The sequence below is a fragment of the Stenotrophomonas hibiscicola ATCC 19867 genome (assembly GCF_000382065.1).
Classification (GTDB): Bacteria; Pseudomonadota; Gammaproteobacteria; order Xanthomonadales; family Xanthomonadaceae; genus Stenotrophomonas; species Stenotrophomonas hibiscicola.
This window is the reverse complement of record NZ_KB907498.1, coordinates 117,236-130,613: the sequence shown is the minus strand read 5'-3', so window position 1 is coordinate 130,613 and position 13,378 is coordinate 117,236. Positions and strand designations below refer to the sequence as shown.

The 13,378-nt window shown below is 68.2% G+C and carries 11 protein-coding genes; 4 read left to right on the top strand and 7 right to left on the bottom strand.

All coding sequences use genetic code 11. The annotated features are described in order from the left end of the window. Positions 1-258: 258 nt before the first annotated feature. The 4 genes from G370_RS0100560 to G370_RS0100545 form a co-directional block, all read right to left on the bottom strand. Positions 259-1,863, bottom strand: coding sequence for an OpgD/OpgG family glucan biosynthesis protein (locus G370_RS0100560; protein ID WP_019658845.1), 1,605 nt, complete (start codon positions 1,861-1,863; stop codon positions 259-261). Positions 1,864-1,968: 105 nt separating this feature from the next. After that, on the bottom strand, positions 1,969-2,781 hold the full coding sequence (gene mutM / locus G370_RS0100555) for a bifunctional DNA-formamidopyrimidine glycosylase/DNA-(apurinic or apyrimidinic site) lyase (RefSeq protein ID WP_019658844.1): 813 nt from the start codon (positions 2,779-2,781) through the stop codon (positions 1,969-1,971). Positions 2,782-2,841: 60 nt separating this feature from the next. Further along, a complete protein-coding gene (locus tag G370_RS0100550) occupies positions 2,842-3,174 on the bottom strand; it encodes an EF-hand domain-containing protein (RefSeq protein ID WP_019658843.1) in 333 nt (110 codons plus the stop codon). Beyond that, positions 3,171-4,373 carry a DesA family fatty acid desaturase gene (locus G370_RS0100545; RefSeq protein WP_019658842.1) on the bottom strand — a complete coding sequence of 401 codons (1,203 nt, stop codon included), beginning with the start codon at positions 4,371-4,373 and terminating at the stop codon, positions 3,171-3,173. The genes G370_RS0100550 and G370_RS0100545 overlap by 4 nt, the downstream gene beginning before the upstream one ends. Positions 4,374-4,560: 187 nt before the next feature. Here G370_RS0100545 and G370_RS0100540 point away from each other — a divergent pair, with 187 nt between their 5' ends. Continuing rightward, positions 4,561-5,346, top strand: a complete 786-nt coding sequence (locus tag G370_RS0100540) for an ABC transporter ATP-binding protein (protein ID WP_020723483.1) — start codon at positions 4,561-4,563, stop codon at positions 5,344-5,346. Positions 5,347-5,474: 128 nt separating this feature from the next. Here the strand turns inward: G370_RS0100540 and G370_RS0100535 are convergent, their stop codons facing one another. Both G370_RS0100535 and G370_RS0100530 read right to left on the bottom strand, forming a co-directional pair. Further along, a complete protein-coding gene (locus G370_RS0100535; RefSeq protein WP_019658840.1) occupies positions 5,475-6,677 on the bottom strand; it encodes a DUF4785 domain-containing protein in 1,203 nt (400 codons plus the stop codon). Between the two features lie 11 nt (positions 6,678-6,688). Next, positions 6,689-7,567 carry a lipase family protein gene (locus G370_RS0100530; RefSeq protein ID WP_019658839.1) on the bottom strand — a complete coding sequence of 293 codons (879 nt, stop codon included), beginning with the start codon at positions 7,565-7,567 and terminating at the stop codon, positions 6,689-6,691. Between the two features lie 262 nt (positions 7,568-7,829). Between G370_RS0100530 and G370_RS0100525 the strand changes: the two genes are divergently transcribed. Next, positions 7,830-8,669, top strand: a complete 840-nt coding sequence (locus G370_RS0100525; RefSeq protein WP_019658838.1) for an acid phosphatase — start codon at positions 7,830-7,832, stop codon at positions 8,667-8,669. Between the two features lie 132 nt (positions 8,670-8,801). Here the strand turns inward: G370_RS0100525 and G370_RS0100520 are convergent, their stop codons facing one another. Next, complete coding sequence (locus G370_RS0100520) at positions 8,802-11,072, bottom strand: TonB-dependent receptor (protein WP_019658837.1); 2,271 nt, start codon at positions 11,070-11,072, stop codon at positions 8,802-8,804. Positions 11,073-11,231: 159 nt separating this feature from the next. Here G370_RS0100520 and G370_RS0100515 point away from each other — a divergent pair, with 159 nt between their 5' ends. Both G370_RS0100515 and G370_RS0100510 read left to right on the top strand, forming a co-directional pair. Continuing rightward, positions 11,232-12,245, top strand: coding sequence for a TIGR00266 family protein (locus tag G370_RS0100515; protein WP_019658836.1), 1,014 nt, complete (start codon positions 11,232-11,234; stop codon positions 12,243-12,245). A 140-nt stretch (positions 12,246-12,385) separates the two neighbouring features. Beyond that, positions 12,386-13,378, top strand: coding sequence for a patatin-like phospholipase family protein (locus G370_RS0100510; RefSeq protein ID WP_019658835.1), 993 nt, complete (start codon positions 12,386-12,388; stop codon positions 13,376-13,378).

Genomic DNA, 13,378 nt, shown 5'->3' with positions numbered 1-13,378 from the left:
GGGGTCAGATCCGTTTTCCTTCGGAAAACGGATCTGACCCCATGAGCTGTTCCGACAGATCGCGGAGGTCTGTCGAAGGCGGGGTGGGTCCGGTTGCGGGGGGGTGAGCCGCATGGATGCGGCGACCGAGCTTACAGGGACGTACTTGCAGCGTCCCCCGCAACCGGACCCACCCCGCCATCCCACGGAATGCACGCATTTGACGTTGCCTTGGCTTGAAGCGGGTGCAGGGCTGCAAGCCCTGCAATCCCAAACCACTCAGTACAGCGTGCGCTCCGGCGCTCCGGCCGGCGGCGGGGTGTACTGGTACAGCCAGGTCTCGGTGAGGGTCTTGCCACCACTGCGCAGGAACAGGCGGATGTCGATCTGCTCGGTACTGCCTTCCGGCGGCACCAGGTCGAACATCGCGCGGTAGCCGTTGATCTCGCGCAGCGGCCGCGCCGACACGATCTCGACCCGGCCCCGGCTGGCTTCCACCACCGCCTCGACCTCGCCCTTGTCGATCAGCCTGGCCAGTTCGCCACCTTCGAAGTCCACCGCGAAGCGCCAGCTGAAGTACTCGCGCTTCTTGCCGACCACACCGCCCAGGCCGGTGCGGCTGGCCACGCAGTGCGCCATCGGCGGCCGTGCCGGCGGCTCGGCGCCCCAGTACAGGCGGTAACCGACCAGCAGCTCCTGGCCCGGCTGCGGCTTTTCCTTGGGATTCCAGAACGCCACGATGTTGTCGAAGGTCTCGTCCACGGTGGGAATCTCCACCAGCTGCACTGAGCCTTCGCCCCACTCGCCCTTCGGCTCCACCCACAGGCACGGGCGCTTCTCGTAGAACACGCCGTCGTCCTGATAGTGGTCGAAGTTGCGGTCGCGCTGCAGCAGGCCGAAACCGCGCGGGTTGCGGTCCACGAACATGTTGAAGCGCAGGTTGCGCGGGTTCAGCAGCGGGCGCCAGATCCATTCGCCGGCACCGGTCCACAGCGACAGGCCGTCGGTATCGTGGATCTCCGGGCGCCAGTCCCAGCCCATGCGGCGGTCGTTCTCGCCCACCTGGTACATGCTGGTGCACGGCGCGATGCCCAACCGCTCGATCGCCTTGCGCGGGTACAGCGCGCTGTCGATGTCCATCAGCAGCACGTCACCGTTGGTGATCGCGAAGCGATAGGCACCGGCCACGCTGGGCGAATCCAGCAGGCCGTAGACCACGATCGTGTCCGAATCAGCCGACGGCTGTTCCAGGTAGTAGGCGATGAAATCCGGGAATTCCTCCGGCTTGCCCATGCCGGTATCGATCGCCAGGCCACGCGCGGACTGGCCGTACTGACCCTCCTTGCCGACCGCGCGGAAGTAACTGGCGCCGAGGAAGGCGGCGAAGTCGCGGTCGGTGTCCTTGCGGGTGTTCAAGCGGAAACCGGCGAACCCCAGGTCGGCCGGCAGCTCGCCGTCCTTGATGCCGCTCTTGCCGTAGTTGAATGCCGCGCCGTCATAGGCCAGCTCCTGCGCCTTGCCGTCGACCACGTCGAACATGCGCACCGGCGAATGGAAGTACAGGCCCAGATGGAAGAACTTGGCCTGGAACTTGCCTGGCTGGTCAGCCCACAGCGCATGGTCCTGGCGGTAACCGATCGACTGGTACTGGTCCCAGTCCAAGCCTTCCAGGCGGCCCGGCAGCACCCGCTTGTGGCTCTTGTAGGGCGCCTGTGCCAGCGCGCGCGCCTGGCCCTTGAGGGTAGCGAAGTCGAACGGCTGCGGCTGGCCGAGGCGGCGCAGGCCCATCTGGCCGCTCCTGCTGGCCGCGCACGCGGGCAGGGACGGCAGGCCGAATGCTGCCAGGGCGAGGGAGGCATTGCGGATGAAGTCGCGTCGTTGCATGCAGGCGCGTCAGGCACGAAGGGAAGGTCGGCCATGATAGGCAGACAAACGTTAACGGGCAGCGGAGACGTCTCCTGCCCGTTCAGCTGCCGCTGGCCGCCCGGCTCAGCGCTGGCAGTGGTTGCACCAGACGCTGGCGCGCTGGCCGATGGTGGCGTGCTTCAGCGCGCGGCCACAGTTCGGGCATGGCAGGCCGTCGCGGCCGTACACCAGCAGTTCCTGCTCGAAGTAGCCCGGTGCGCCGTCAGGGCTGATGAAATCGCGCAGCGTGGTGCCGCCCCGGGTGATCGCATAGCCGAGGATTTCCTTCACCGCCCCGGCCAGCCGCTGGTAGCGTTCGCGCGAGATCTTGCCCGCCTCGCGCAGCGGGCTGATGCCGGCCTTGAACAGGCTCTCGGCGGCATAGATGTTGCCGACGCCCACCACCACCGCCTGGTCCATCAGGAAGGTCTTCACCGGCGCACTGCGGCTCCGGCTGCGGGCGAACAGGTAGTCGCCGTCGAAGGCCTCGTCCAGCGGCTCCGGCCCCAGCCCCTGCAGCAGCGGGTGGACCTCGCCGGCCGGCTGCCAGAGCAGGCTGCCGAAGCGGCGCGGATCGTTGAACCGCAGCAGGCGGCCGTTGTCCAGGCTGATGTCGACGTGGTCATGCGCCCGCAGCGGGGTATCACCGGGCAGCACGCGCAGGCTGCCGGACATGCCCAGGTGCAGCACCGCGCTGCCGACGGCGGTATCCAGCAGCAGGTATTTGGCGCGCCGGCGGATGTCCTCGATGCGCTGCCCCGGCATCAGCTCGGCCACTTCCGGTGGAATCGGCCAGCGCAGGTCGGCGCGGCGCAGGATCACGCCATGCACGCGACGGCCCTGCAGGTGCGGCGCCAGGCCGCGGCGGGTGGTTTCGACTTCGGGCAGTTCGGGCATGGGGTGATTCTACGCCGGGCCATGCGAAGCCGCCGGGCATGGCCCGGCGACGGTGCAGAGTCAGCGCGGCGGTGCCGCCAGTTCCCGCGCATCCAGGACGCCATCACCGTTGGCATCCTGCGTGTGGAAGCGCTTCACGATCACCTGCCGCTGCTGCTCGCGGCTGATCGCCCTGCCCTTGCCACCGGGCAGCTCCTCGGCTGTCAGCACGCCATCACCATTGCGGTCCATGCGGTCGAAGGCATACAGCATCCACTGCACGTACTCGGCCTCGCTGACCTTGCCGTCGCCATCGCTGTCCATCCGCTGCAGGTAGCTGGCGGTGTCGGTGACCTGGGCCAGCACCGCGCCCGGCAGCAGCGCCGCCAGCAGTAGTCCGTACCCTGCCCTCACGCGCCCACCAGGCTGTAGCCCTTCAATCGTGCGGCGTAGGCCTGCAATGCCGCGATACCGCTTCCCTCGGCCTCGCGGCACCACGCCTGCAGCTGATGCAGGCGCTCGGCAGCATCGTGGCCGCGCGCCTCCAGCAGTGCCGCCAACCGCGCGCGGTACTCGACCAGGGTGCGGATGCGCGGGCGCTGTGCCACCCAGGCGCTCAGCTGGGCACGGCTGTCCGGCTTCAGCCAGCGGCCATCGTTGACCAGACCGCGGCGCAGCCGGCGCGGCAGCAGGCGACGCAGTTTGGCCCCGGCCTGCGCGGCTTCCTCGCGCAGGGCCGGCATGAACACGTTGCGCTGGTAGTCGGTCATCGCCTGGAAGCGGTGCGACAGCAGCGCCTTAAGGGTCTCGGCATCGGGCACGGCGATGTTCGGGCGTACGTCCATGGCCGGTGCCACCCGCAGCACCTTGGCCAGGCGCAGCGCCTGCAGCAGGCGGATCGCACTCCAGCCGATGTCGAATTCCCAGCGCCGCATCGCGAAGCGCGCCGAGCTGGGGAAGGCATGGTGGTTGTTGTGCAGCTCCTCGCCACCGATCCAGAACCCCCACGGCGTGAGATTGGTGGAGGTATCGGCAGACTCGTAGTTGCGGTAGCCCCACCAGTGGCCCAGGCCGTTGACCACGCCGGCCGCCCAGAACGGGATCCATGCCATCTGGATCGCCCACAGGGCCACGCCGGGCAGGCCGAACAGCACGCTGTTGATTGCCAGCAGCAGCACCGGGCCCAGCGTGGCGTGCGGAGTGTACAGGTGGCGCTCGATCGCATCGTCCGGGGTGCCGCGCCCGTACTGCTCAATATCCGCGCGCATGCCACGCGCTTCCCGATACAGCTCCACGCCGTGCCAGAACACCTTGCCGATGCCGCGGGTAACCGGGCTGTGCGGGTCGTCCTCGGTCTCCACCTTGGCGTGGTGCTTGCGGTGGATGGCCACCCATTCCCGGGTGATCATCGATGTGGTCAACCACAGCCAGAAGCGGAACACATGGGCCAGCGCCGGGTGGAAGTCGACCCCGCGATGGGCCTGGCTGCGATGCAGGTACAGGGTCACCGAGAAGATGGTGATCTGGGTGAAGACCAGCAACACGGCCAGCATGGCCCACCACCCCAGGCCGAGAACACCACCGGTCAACAGGGACATCAGGGCATCAGGCATGGCAGCTCTCCGGATCCACGCGGGGATGGCAGACATGATGGGCGCTTGCGTTGCAAACTGCATCCCTGCGGCGGTGCTTGGCATCGCCATCCGTGGCACCGTTCACAGTTGGGGACCTGAGTTGTCGAGCCTTGATCCACGCGCCAGCCGCATTTCCGCCGCCCCGCCCGTCGCGGAGCTGCCCCCCTTGATCGAACTGGACCGCGCCACCGTGGTGCGTGGCCAGGTGAAGGTGCTTCATGGGCTCAGCCTGCGCATCGCGCAGGGCCAGCACACCGCCCTGCTCGGCCCCAACGGCTGTGGCAAATCGACCTTCATCAAGCTGATCACCCGCGAGCTGTACCCGCTGGCGCAGGTCGACGGCTCCGTCGCGGTGAGGGTGCTGGGCCAGAACCGCTGGCAGGTAGACCGGCTGCGCTCGCAGCTGGGCATCGTCACCGGCGACCTCAGCAGCAACCTGGCCGACATGCCGGGGCTGACCGTGGAACAGGCGGTGCTGTCCGGCTTCTTCGCCAGCTACGTGGTGCCCGGCTTCCGCGAGGTGACCGCCGACATGCGCGCACGTGTCGGCGAGACACTGGCGATGACCGGCGCGCTGTCCCTGCGTGAACGTGCCTACGCCGAGCTGTCGGCCGGCGAAACCCGCCGCGTGCTGATCGCGCGCGCGCTGGTCAACCGGCCGCAGGCGCTGCTGCTGGACGAACCCTCCACCGGGCTGGACCTGGTCGCCCGCGAGCAGCTGGTGGCGACCATGCGCGTGCTGGCCCAGCAGGGCATCACCCTGGTGCTGGTGACCCACCACATCGAAGAGATCATTCCCGAGATCGAACGCGTGGTGCTGCTGCGTGACGGCCGCGTACTGGCTGACGGTACCCGCGCCGAGCTGCTGCGCAACGAACCGCTGTCGGCGGTGTTCGGTGGCGCGATCACGGTATGCGAGCAGGAAGGCCGGCTGACCGCGTACGCGGGATAATCGACATGCCACTGTAGAGCCGAGCCTATGCTCGGCTGCTTCTGGCCGCGGGGAACGGCAGCCGAGCATAGGCTCGGCTCTACAGAAAACGGTACAGCGGGCCGGAACCCCGCCCGCTGCACCCTTGCTCAGAACTTCAACGCCAGCGCGCGCGACTCGATCGGTGCCATCCGGCTCTGGTCCTGCAGCTGCAGGTCGCGCAGTTCGTAGGGTGCGCCGAAGCCAGCCGGCAACGCGGCCTGGTCGAATGGCAGCACCAGCTGGCCACGCCCCGGTCCATCGAACCACGCGGCCGCATGCGCCTGCGCCACCGGCTTCAGCTGGCCATCGCGGCCGGTGGCATACAACGTGCCACGCGCCTCGTAGCGACCGGCGGCGGCCACCTGCAGCGGCAGCGCGACCTGGCGGCTGGCCGGGTCGGGTGCCGCCTGGCCACTGAAGCGAGCAGTGGGCCGTGCCACCGCGAAAGCCACCTTGCCGTCGCGCAGCACGCCATCGGCCTGGGCGAACACCTGCAGTTCCCACAGCCCCTGCACGCTGCCGACATCAGCCGGAATCCGCACCTGTGCACGCAGGGCACCATCGGTGGTGCGCAGCAGGCGCTGCGGCCAGCTGCGGCCATCCGGTGCGACCAGCAGGGCTTCGCCGCCCAGGCCGCCACGGCGCGAGGCCAGCTGCGCGGTGGTGGCGCCGTCTTCCAGCAGGCGTGCCTGCAGCTGCACGTTGCCACCGGCCAGCACCTGCGCCTGGTTGGCCTGCACTTCCAGCCGCAGCGGGCTGTTCGGCTCAAGCACCTGCACCACATAGCGGCCCTGCGCCTGCGTGCTCTGCAGCGTGTACGCACCGGCCGAACTGGTCGCGCCGGTGCGCAGCATGCTGCTGCCATCACTCACCGGCATGCCGGCATCCTGCAGCGCGCGCGCATCGACACTGCGGGCCACGCTGCTGCGGCCAGCCGGGTCGCGCATCTGCAGGGTGTTGGCAGGCAGCGCGCGGGCACCTGCGGCCGGGCTCAGCTGGATCACCGCATCGGGCGCCGTCAGCGGCAGGTCCAGGCCGCGTTGCAGCTGCGAGCCATCGACCTGCTGCCAGTAGCTGCGGCTGACCGAGGCATACGGCGTGGCCGCCTGCAGCGGTTGTGCCGGGTCCAACGCCCAGGCGAAGGACAGCGGTGCACGTTCGCTGTCATCGGCCGGCAATGGCGCGGCAACCAGCGCCGCAGGTACCTGGTCGCCCACGCGGGCCGCCTGCAGAGGCTGCGCGGCCTGCGCGGCGGAAAGGGACAGGACTGCCAGCACCGCACTGGCCAGCAGGGTGGAATGAATCGTCATGGTCGTCTCCCTCACTGGGTCAGGTCGTTGCGCAGCAGGGTGCCGAGGCCGAAGCACTCGCGGCGGCTCTGGTTGTGGCTGAGCGGCTCTGCCCCCTGGGTGCGCTGCTTGTCGGTGAACCAGGTGGTGCCGGCGGCCTTCTGGCTGCTGCACTCCAGGAAGCCATCGGAGCAGGAGGACAGCCAGTTCTGGGTGAACTCCAGGCCGACATTGGCGGCGTAGCCACCGCAGTAGCTGTTGCTGTCCCATACCGCCGATTCCACGTCGCTGCCGACCACCGCACGGAACGGCTTGGGCAGGGCGGGACGGCCTGCGGTGCCGTACAGGTTCTGCGCGTTGTAGGTGGCCATGCTCGCCACCTGCTGCTGGCGCACCGCGTCGTTCTTGTAGCCCAGCAGCCAGCCCAGCGAGGTTTCGAAGGTATTGCCGTTGAGCACCGCATCGGCCAGCGGCGTGCCCGCCGAAGACGGCGCCAGCGCGGTGACCTTGCGCACCGTGCGGATGATGTTCGGATAGCGGCTGTCGTAGGTCGGGTTGGACAGGATCCAGCGCACCACGTTGCCGCCGTTGGAGTGGGTGATCACCACCAGCTGGGTGATGCCACGGCTGTCGATGAAACGGGTCAGCTGGTTGGCCAGGCAGCCGGCCGCTTCCGGTTTCCACATGTACTGGGTGAAATCGCAGTTGATGACCACGTAATTACTGCTGTTGGGCAGGCCCTGGCGCACGGTGTCGATGATGGTCGGCTGCCAGTAGTCCTGGGTGGCGTTGGTCTGCGCGCCGGTGCCATGCACGAAGGCCACGCCGACCACGTCGGCGGCCTGCGCCGGCGCTGTTGCAAGCCCCAGGAGCAGGGCCAGGACGGTACTTCCTGTTGCGGTGCTGCGCATCGCGTCTCTCCCTCTGTCTTCGGATCCCCCCGACCCGGCTGGAACTGGACGGCCTCTGGTGCCTGCCGATGTGCCGATGCTCACGGCGCGGGCGCGTGAAAGTCCGTGCGCTGCGCCCGGATTCAGGAGACTGGCGTCACTTGATGACGTTTTTCATCTTGTTTCGATGACCATGCCGGTTCTGGCCGTATGACCGATGGCCACTGCGGTGCCGCACTGGGACTGCGATCATGACGCGATGTTCTTTCTCCGGAGCCCGTCCATGTCGCTGATCTCCCACCCTGCCCGCCCGCTGCTCGGCCTTGCCGTGGCCGCTGCCCTGGCCGGTTGTGCCGCCACCGCCGCCAAGCCGACCGCCGTCGAAGCCAACATCACCACCAAGGCGGTGGGTTATCTGGACAAGAACGCGGTTCCGGCCAGCCTCGACCTGGTACCGGCACCACCGGTGGCCGGTTCGGCCGCGTTCGCCCTGGACGAGCAGGTCAGCCGTGAGGCCCGCGCGCTGCGTGGCAGCCCGCGCTTCGCCCAGGCCGGCGTCGATGCGGAACTCGGTTTCCCCGAAGGCGCCAACCACTTCTCCTGCGCCGCCGACATCGACGTCGATGCGGTGAAGACCCCGGCGCTGTATCGCCTGCTGGAGCGCAGCCGGATCGACGCCAGTGCGGCGACCAAGGCGGCCAAGAACCACTACCAGCGCCCGCGTCCGTTCATGGTCAACGGTGAACCGACCTGCTCGCCGAAGGACGAAGACGGCCTGCGCAAGAACGGCTCGTACCCGTCCGGCCACACCTCAATCGGCTGGGCATGGGCACTGATCCTGTCGGAGATCGCGCCGGACCGCGCCGATGCCATCCAGGCCCGCGGCCGCAACTACGGCGAGAGCCGCCTGGTGTGCAACGTGCATTGGCAGAGCGACATCCTCGAAGGCCGCTTCATGGGCGCGGCCGCCGTGGCCCGCCTGCACGACAACGCGGCCTTCAACAAGGACCTGCTGGCCGCACGCAAGGAGATCGAAGCGGCGCGCAAGGCCGGCCTGCACTCCAGCCGCGACTGCGCCACCGAGAATGCGGTGCTGAAGGTGCGCCCGCAGAGCGCGCTGTAGGCCACGCCTCTGTAGAGCCGAGCCATGCTCGGCTCAGAGCAGCCGAGCGCAGGCTCGGCTCTACACGAAGCAGGAAACAGAAGGGCCGGCAGTGCGCCGGCCCTTCTGCATTGCATCAACGCAACCACCGCATCAGAACTTCGCGGTGAACTCCACGCCCCAGGTACGCGGCTCGTTGAGGAAGCCGGTCAGGTTGTTGAAGTCGATCGCGCCGACCACGCGGGTCTGGTTGGTCAGGTTGCGACCGAACACCGCCACGTCGTACTGGCCGTAATCCCAGTTGTAGCCCAGGCGCAGGCCGCCTTCCAGCGAACTGCGGCCGCGGAATTCCGGCGACTCGTAGATGAAGAAGTTCACCGCGCTGCGGTAGGCCCAGTCGGTGTAAGCGTACAGCTCGCTGCCATCGCTGAGCGGGAAGCCCACGCGCAGGGTCGCGTTGTGGATCCATTTCGGCGCCTGCGGCAGCGGGTTGCCGTTCACCAGCGCATAGGTGCCGCCGTTGATGACCGTGGTCGGGTCGTTGATGGTGCAGCCACCGCCGCAGATCGCCACCGCAAGGTTCTTGTCCTTGATCTCGGTGTCGTTGTAGCTGCTGCCGAAGGTCAGCAGGACGTTGTCGGCCAGGTAGGCTTCCAGGTCCAGTTCCACGCCCTGGCCGATGGTCTTGTCGGCGTTGAGCAGGGTGGCGGTGTTGTTGGCACCGCCCACGGCGATCAGCTGCTGGCCGTCAACGTTGTAGCGGAACACGCTCAGGCCCAGGCGCGCGCGGCGCTCGAACAGGTCGGCCTTGATGCCGGCCTCGTACGAGATGACCTTCTCCGAATCGGCCTGCGACAGGCCCGGCGCAAAGGCCAGGCGGCCCTGGATCGACGGCGCGCGGAAGCCCTTGGCGACGCGGGCGTAGGCGTTGATGTCGTCGGTCAGCTTGTACACGCCGCTGACGTCCCAGCTGACGTCGTTGACGTCGGTGTTGGCCAGGTACGGGCCGCTGACCGGGGTGCCGAACGGAACGGCCTGCAGCACGCTGGCGCTGAAGTCCTTCTTGTCCTGGGTATAGCGCACGCCGGCACGCAGCTTGAAGCGGTCGGTGACATCGAAGTCGCCCGAAGCGAACACGGCCCACGCCTTGTTGCGCTGGTTCTGCACCACGTGGCCGGTCTGCGGATTGCCCGGGGTCAGCGAGTCGTAGTTGAAGTTGTTGATGGTCACGTCTTCATCGAAGTAGAAGACGCCGGCCTGCCAGTCGAAGCGGCCCCATTCGTTGGACTCGATGCGCACTTCCTGCGTCCACTGGCGGTGGTGCGGCAGGCCGTCGGCCGACTCCGACGAGAACGGAATCAGGCCCGGACCGTAGTTGCCGGCACCGAGGAAGGCCGCACCGTAGCCACCGTCGATGTCGCCACGGTTGAGCGACTCGGCGGTTTCATAACCGGTGATCGAATGCAGGGTCACCGAACCGAGGTTCCACTGCAGGCGCGCGCTGCCGCCCCAGGTCTCCAGGTCGGAGAAGTTGACGCCGTCGTTGGCCACCTTGTCGCGGTCGAAGTTCTCGACCAGCGAATTGCCACCCTTCTGGATGATGTTGGCGCGGAACAGGCGGGCGGTACCGTTGAGCTTGCGCTTGTGCAGATTGAACAGTGCTTCGAAGTCGTCGCCTTCGTACAGGAACTGCACGCGGCCGGCGGCTTCGTCATAGCCTTCGAAGCCACTGTTGGGAGCGCCGACGCGGGTGTTGTCGACCCAGTCGTCGCGGCGCTGGTAGATGGCCGAGACGCGTGCCGACCAGCGGTCGGTCAGCGGGCCGCCGTAGGCGCCCTGCACGTTCCAGCTGTTGTAGCTGCCGTAGCCGACACGGAGGTAACCATCGGCATCCTGCGACGGGCGTGCCGAATCGAACTTGACCACACCGGCCGGGGTGTTGCGGCCGAACAGCGTGCCCTGCGGGCCACGCAGCACTTCCACGTTGGCCAGGTCGAACAGCGGGAATCCCTTCAGCAGCGGGCTTTCCTGCACCACGTCGTCATACACCAGCGACACCGGCTGCGAGGCATTGAGGTCGAAATCGGTGTTGCCCAGGCCGCGGATGTAGAAGCGCGGGAAGGCACGGCCGTAGGACGACTCGATGTTGAGGCTGGGCACGCGTGCGGCCAGGAAGCGGATGTCATCGCCGGCCGAGCCGAACACATCCAGCTTCTCGCCCTGGATCGCGCTCAGTGCGACCGGTACGTCCTTGGCGTTCTCGACGCGCCGCTGCGCGGTCACCTGCAGGGCATCGAGGGCAACCGGATCCTTGGCAGCGGGAGTTTCCTGGGCGGCCGCAACCAGCGGCAGCAGGGCGGAAAGAGCGGCAACGAGGGGGCGCGCGACCGGAAGGCGGCCACGGGAAGTACGGGTCGGGGACATGGCGGTAGGCTGTGTTTGGAGGGGTGGTAAAACGGCGCTACCAGATAATTGTTGCAATACAGCACCTGCCCCGCAAATGCCCGCCGTTCATGGGCCTGTCGCCCCGGCCCGGGCGCCCTCGCTAGACTCGGGGGTTTCCAGCCCTGCGGAGCCGCCGCGATGACCCAGTGGTATTTCCATGCCTCCGCCCAGGCCGAGCGTATCGGCCCGCTTGATGACCAGGCTGCGCGCCGTTATGCGCAGGCCAACCCGCGCGCGCTGGCCTGGTGCCAGGGCATGAGCGGATGGACCTCGATTGCCGAGGTGCCGGAACTGCAATCTGCGGCCCCGGGCATGCCGAACAGCCCGCCGCCGGTCCCCTCCGCCAGCGGCCGCGCCGACGACATCGAATTCCGCATCGTCGGCCATGAAATGCAGTTCGTGGAGATCGAGCTCGACCCCGGCGAGAGCGCCATTGCCGAGGCCGGCGCATTGATGTTCAAGGACGCCACGGTACAGATGGACACGGTGTTCGGCGCCGCCAACGGCGACCAGGGCGGCGGCTTCATGGGCAAGGTGATGGCCGCCGGCAAGCGCGTGCTGACCGGCGAGAGCCTGTTCGCCACCGTCTACACCCAGAGCGGCCACGGCAAGGGCAAGGTCGCCTTCGCCGCGCCCTACCCGGGCACGGTGCTGGCGATGAAGCTGGACCAGCACGGCGGCCGCCTGATCTGCCAGAAGGACAGCTTCCTGGCCGGCGCGCGCGGCGTGCAGATCGGCGTGCAGTTCCAGCGCAGGATCATGACCGGCCTGTTCGGCGGCGAGGGCTTCATCATGCAGAAGCTGGAGGGCGACGGCTGGGTGTTCATTCACGCCGGCGGCTGCGTGGTCGAGCGCGAACTGGCCGCGGGTGAGCGGCTGGACGTGGATACCGGCTGCGTGGTGGCCTACCACCCCACCGTGGACATGGACGTGCGCCGTGTTGCGGGCATCAAGAGCATGCTGTTCGGCGGCGAAGGCGTGTTCCTGGCCACGCTGACCGGTCCAGGCAAGGTCTGGCTGCAGTCGCTGCCGTTCTCGCGCCTGGCCGGCCGCATGTGGATGGCCGCGCCGCAGGGCGGCGGCCAGAACCGCGGCGAAGGCTCGGTGCTGGGCGGCCTGGGCCGGATGCTGGACGGCGACAACCGGTTCTGACCACCGCTGCGCTCGCCGGGCATGGCCCGGCGCTACCCGTGGTGTTCTATGAATAGGGGATACCCCCACCCTGCCCGCCCCGCCACCGCTTCGGTATGCTGGCGCCCTTTCCTGAATCCGGCGCCGCGAGCGCACTGCCGATGAGCCTGTTCCGACCCCGCATGCTGCTGTCCGTCGCCCTGATCGGCCTGCTGGCCGGCTGCGGTGGCGACCCGGTCCGCCCTGCGCCGCCGCCGGCGCCAACCGTGGTACCGCAGGCCAAGCCGGTGAAGATCGGTATCGCCCTCGGTGGTGGCGCAGCCAAGGGCTTCGCCCACATCGGCGTGATCAAGATGCTGGAGGCCAATGGCTTCGAACCGGCCGTGGTGTCCGGCACCAGTGCCGGCAGCGTGGTCGGCGCGCTGTATGCCAGCGGCATGGATGCGTTCCAGATGCAGAGCAAGGCAGTGGCGCTGGATGAAGCCAGCATCCGCGACGTGCGCCTGTTCTCCGGTGGCCTGGTGCAGGGCCAGAAGCTGCAGGACTACGTCAACGAGCAGGTCGCCAACCGCCCCGCCGAGCGCCTGAAGAAGCCGTTCGCCGCCGTCGCGACCCAGCTGGAAACAGGCGAGCGCGCGATCTTCGTGCGCGGCAACGTCGGCCAGGCCGTGCGCGCCTCCAGCAGCATTCCCGGCGTGTTCGAACCGGTGAAGATCGGTGGCCGCAACTACATCGATGGCGGCGTGGTCAGCCCGGTGCCGGTGGATGCCGCGCGCCAGCTCGGCGCCGACTTCGTGATCGCCGTGGACATCTCCAGCAAGGCCAGCGGCAAGGCGCCGACCGACATGCTGGGCATCGTCAACCAGTCCATCTCGATCATGGGCCAGCGCCTGGGCGAGCAGGAACTGGCACGCGCCGACATCGTCATCCGCCCGAAGGTGCTGGACATCGGCGCCGCCGATTTCAGCCAGCGTGGCACTGCGATCCTGGAGGGCGAAAAGGCCGCAATGGCCGCGATGCCGCAGATCCGCGCGAAGATCCAGCAGCTGCAGCGTGCACGCGCCGCGGCCGCCGCACCGGCACCCGTGGCCGCGCCGAAGTGCGAGGAAGCCTCGCGCCTGGGCAAGCTGATGGGCCGCAAGGACAAGTGCTGA

Bases quoted from the DNA above. Each gene is read 5' to 3' on its own strand.
- G370_RS0100515 (WP_019658836.1), top strand. From the start codon at position 11,232: ATGACCCAGTGGTATTTCCATGCCTCCGCCCAGGCCGAGCGTATCGGC.
- G370_RS0100520 (WP_019658837.1), bottom strand. From the start codon at position 11,072: ATGTCCCCGACCCGTACTTCCCGTGGCCGCCTTCCGGTCGCGCGCCCC.
- G370_RS0100530 (WP_019658839.1), bottom strand. From the start codon at position 7,567: ATGCGCAGCACCGCAACAGGAAGTACCGTCCTGGCCCTGCTCCTGGGG.
- mutM (WP_019658844.1), bottom strand. From the start codon at position 2,781: ATGCCCGAACTGCCCGAAGTCGAAACCACCCGCCGCGGCCTGGCGCCG.
- G370_RS0100525 (WP_019658838.1), top strand. From the start codon at position 7,830: ATGTCGCTGATCTCCCACCCTGCCCGCCCGCTGCTCGGCCTTGCCGTG.
- G370_RS0100560 (WP_019658845.1), bottom strand. From the start codon at position 1,863: ATGCAACGACGCGACTTCATCCGCAATGCCTCCCTCGCCCTGGCAGCA.
- G370_RS0100535 (WP_019658840.1), bottom strand. From the start codon at position 6,677: ATGACGATTCATTCCACCCTGCTGGCCAGTGCGGTGCTGGCAGTCCTG.
- G370_RS0100510 (WP_019658835.1), top strand. From the start codon at position 12,386: ATGAGCCTGTTCCGACCCCGCATGCTGCTGTCCGTCGCCCTGATCGGC.
- G370_RS0100545 (WP_019658842.1), bottom strand. From the start codon at position 4,373: ATGCCTGATGCCCTGATGTCCCTGTTGACCGGTGGTGTTCTCGGCCTG.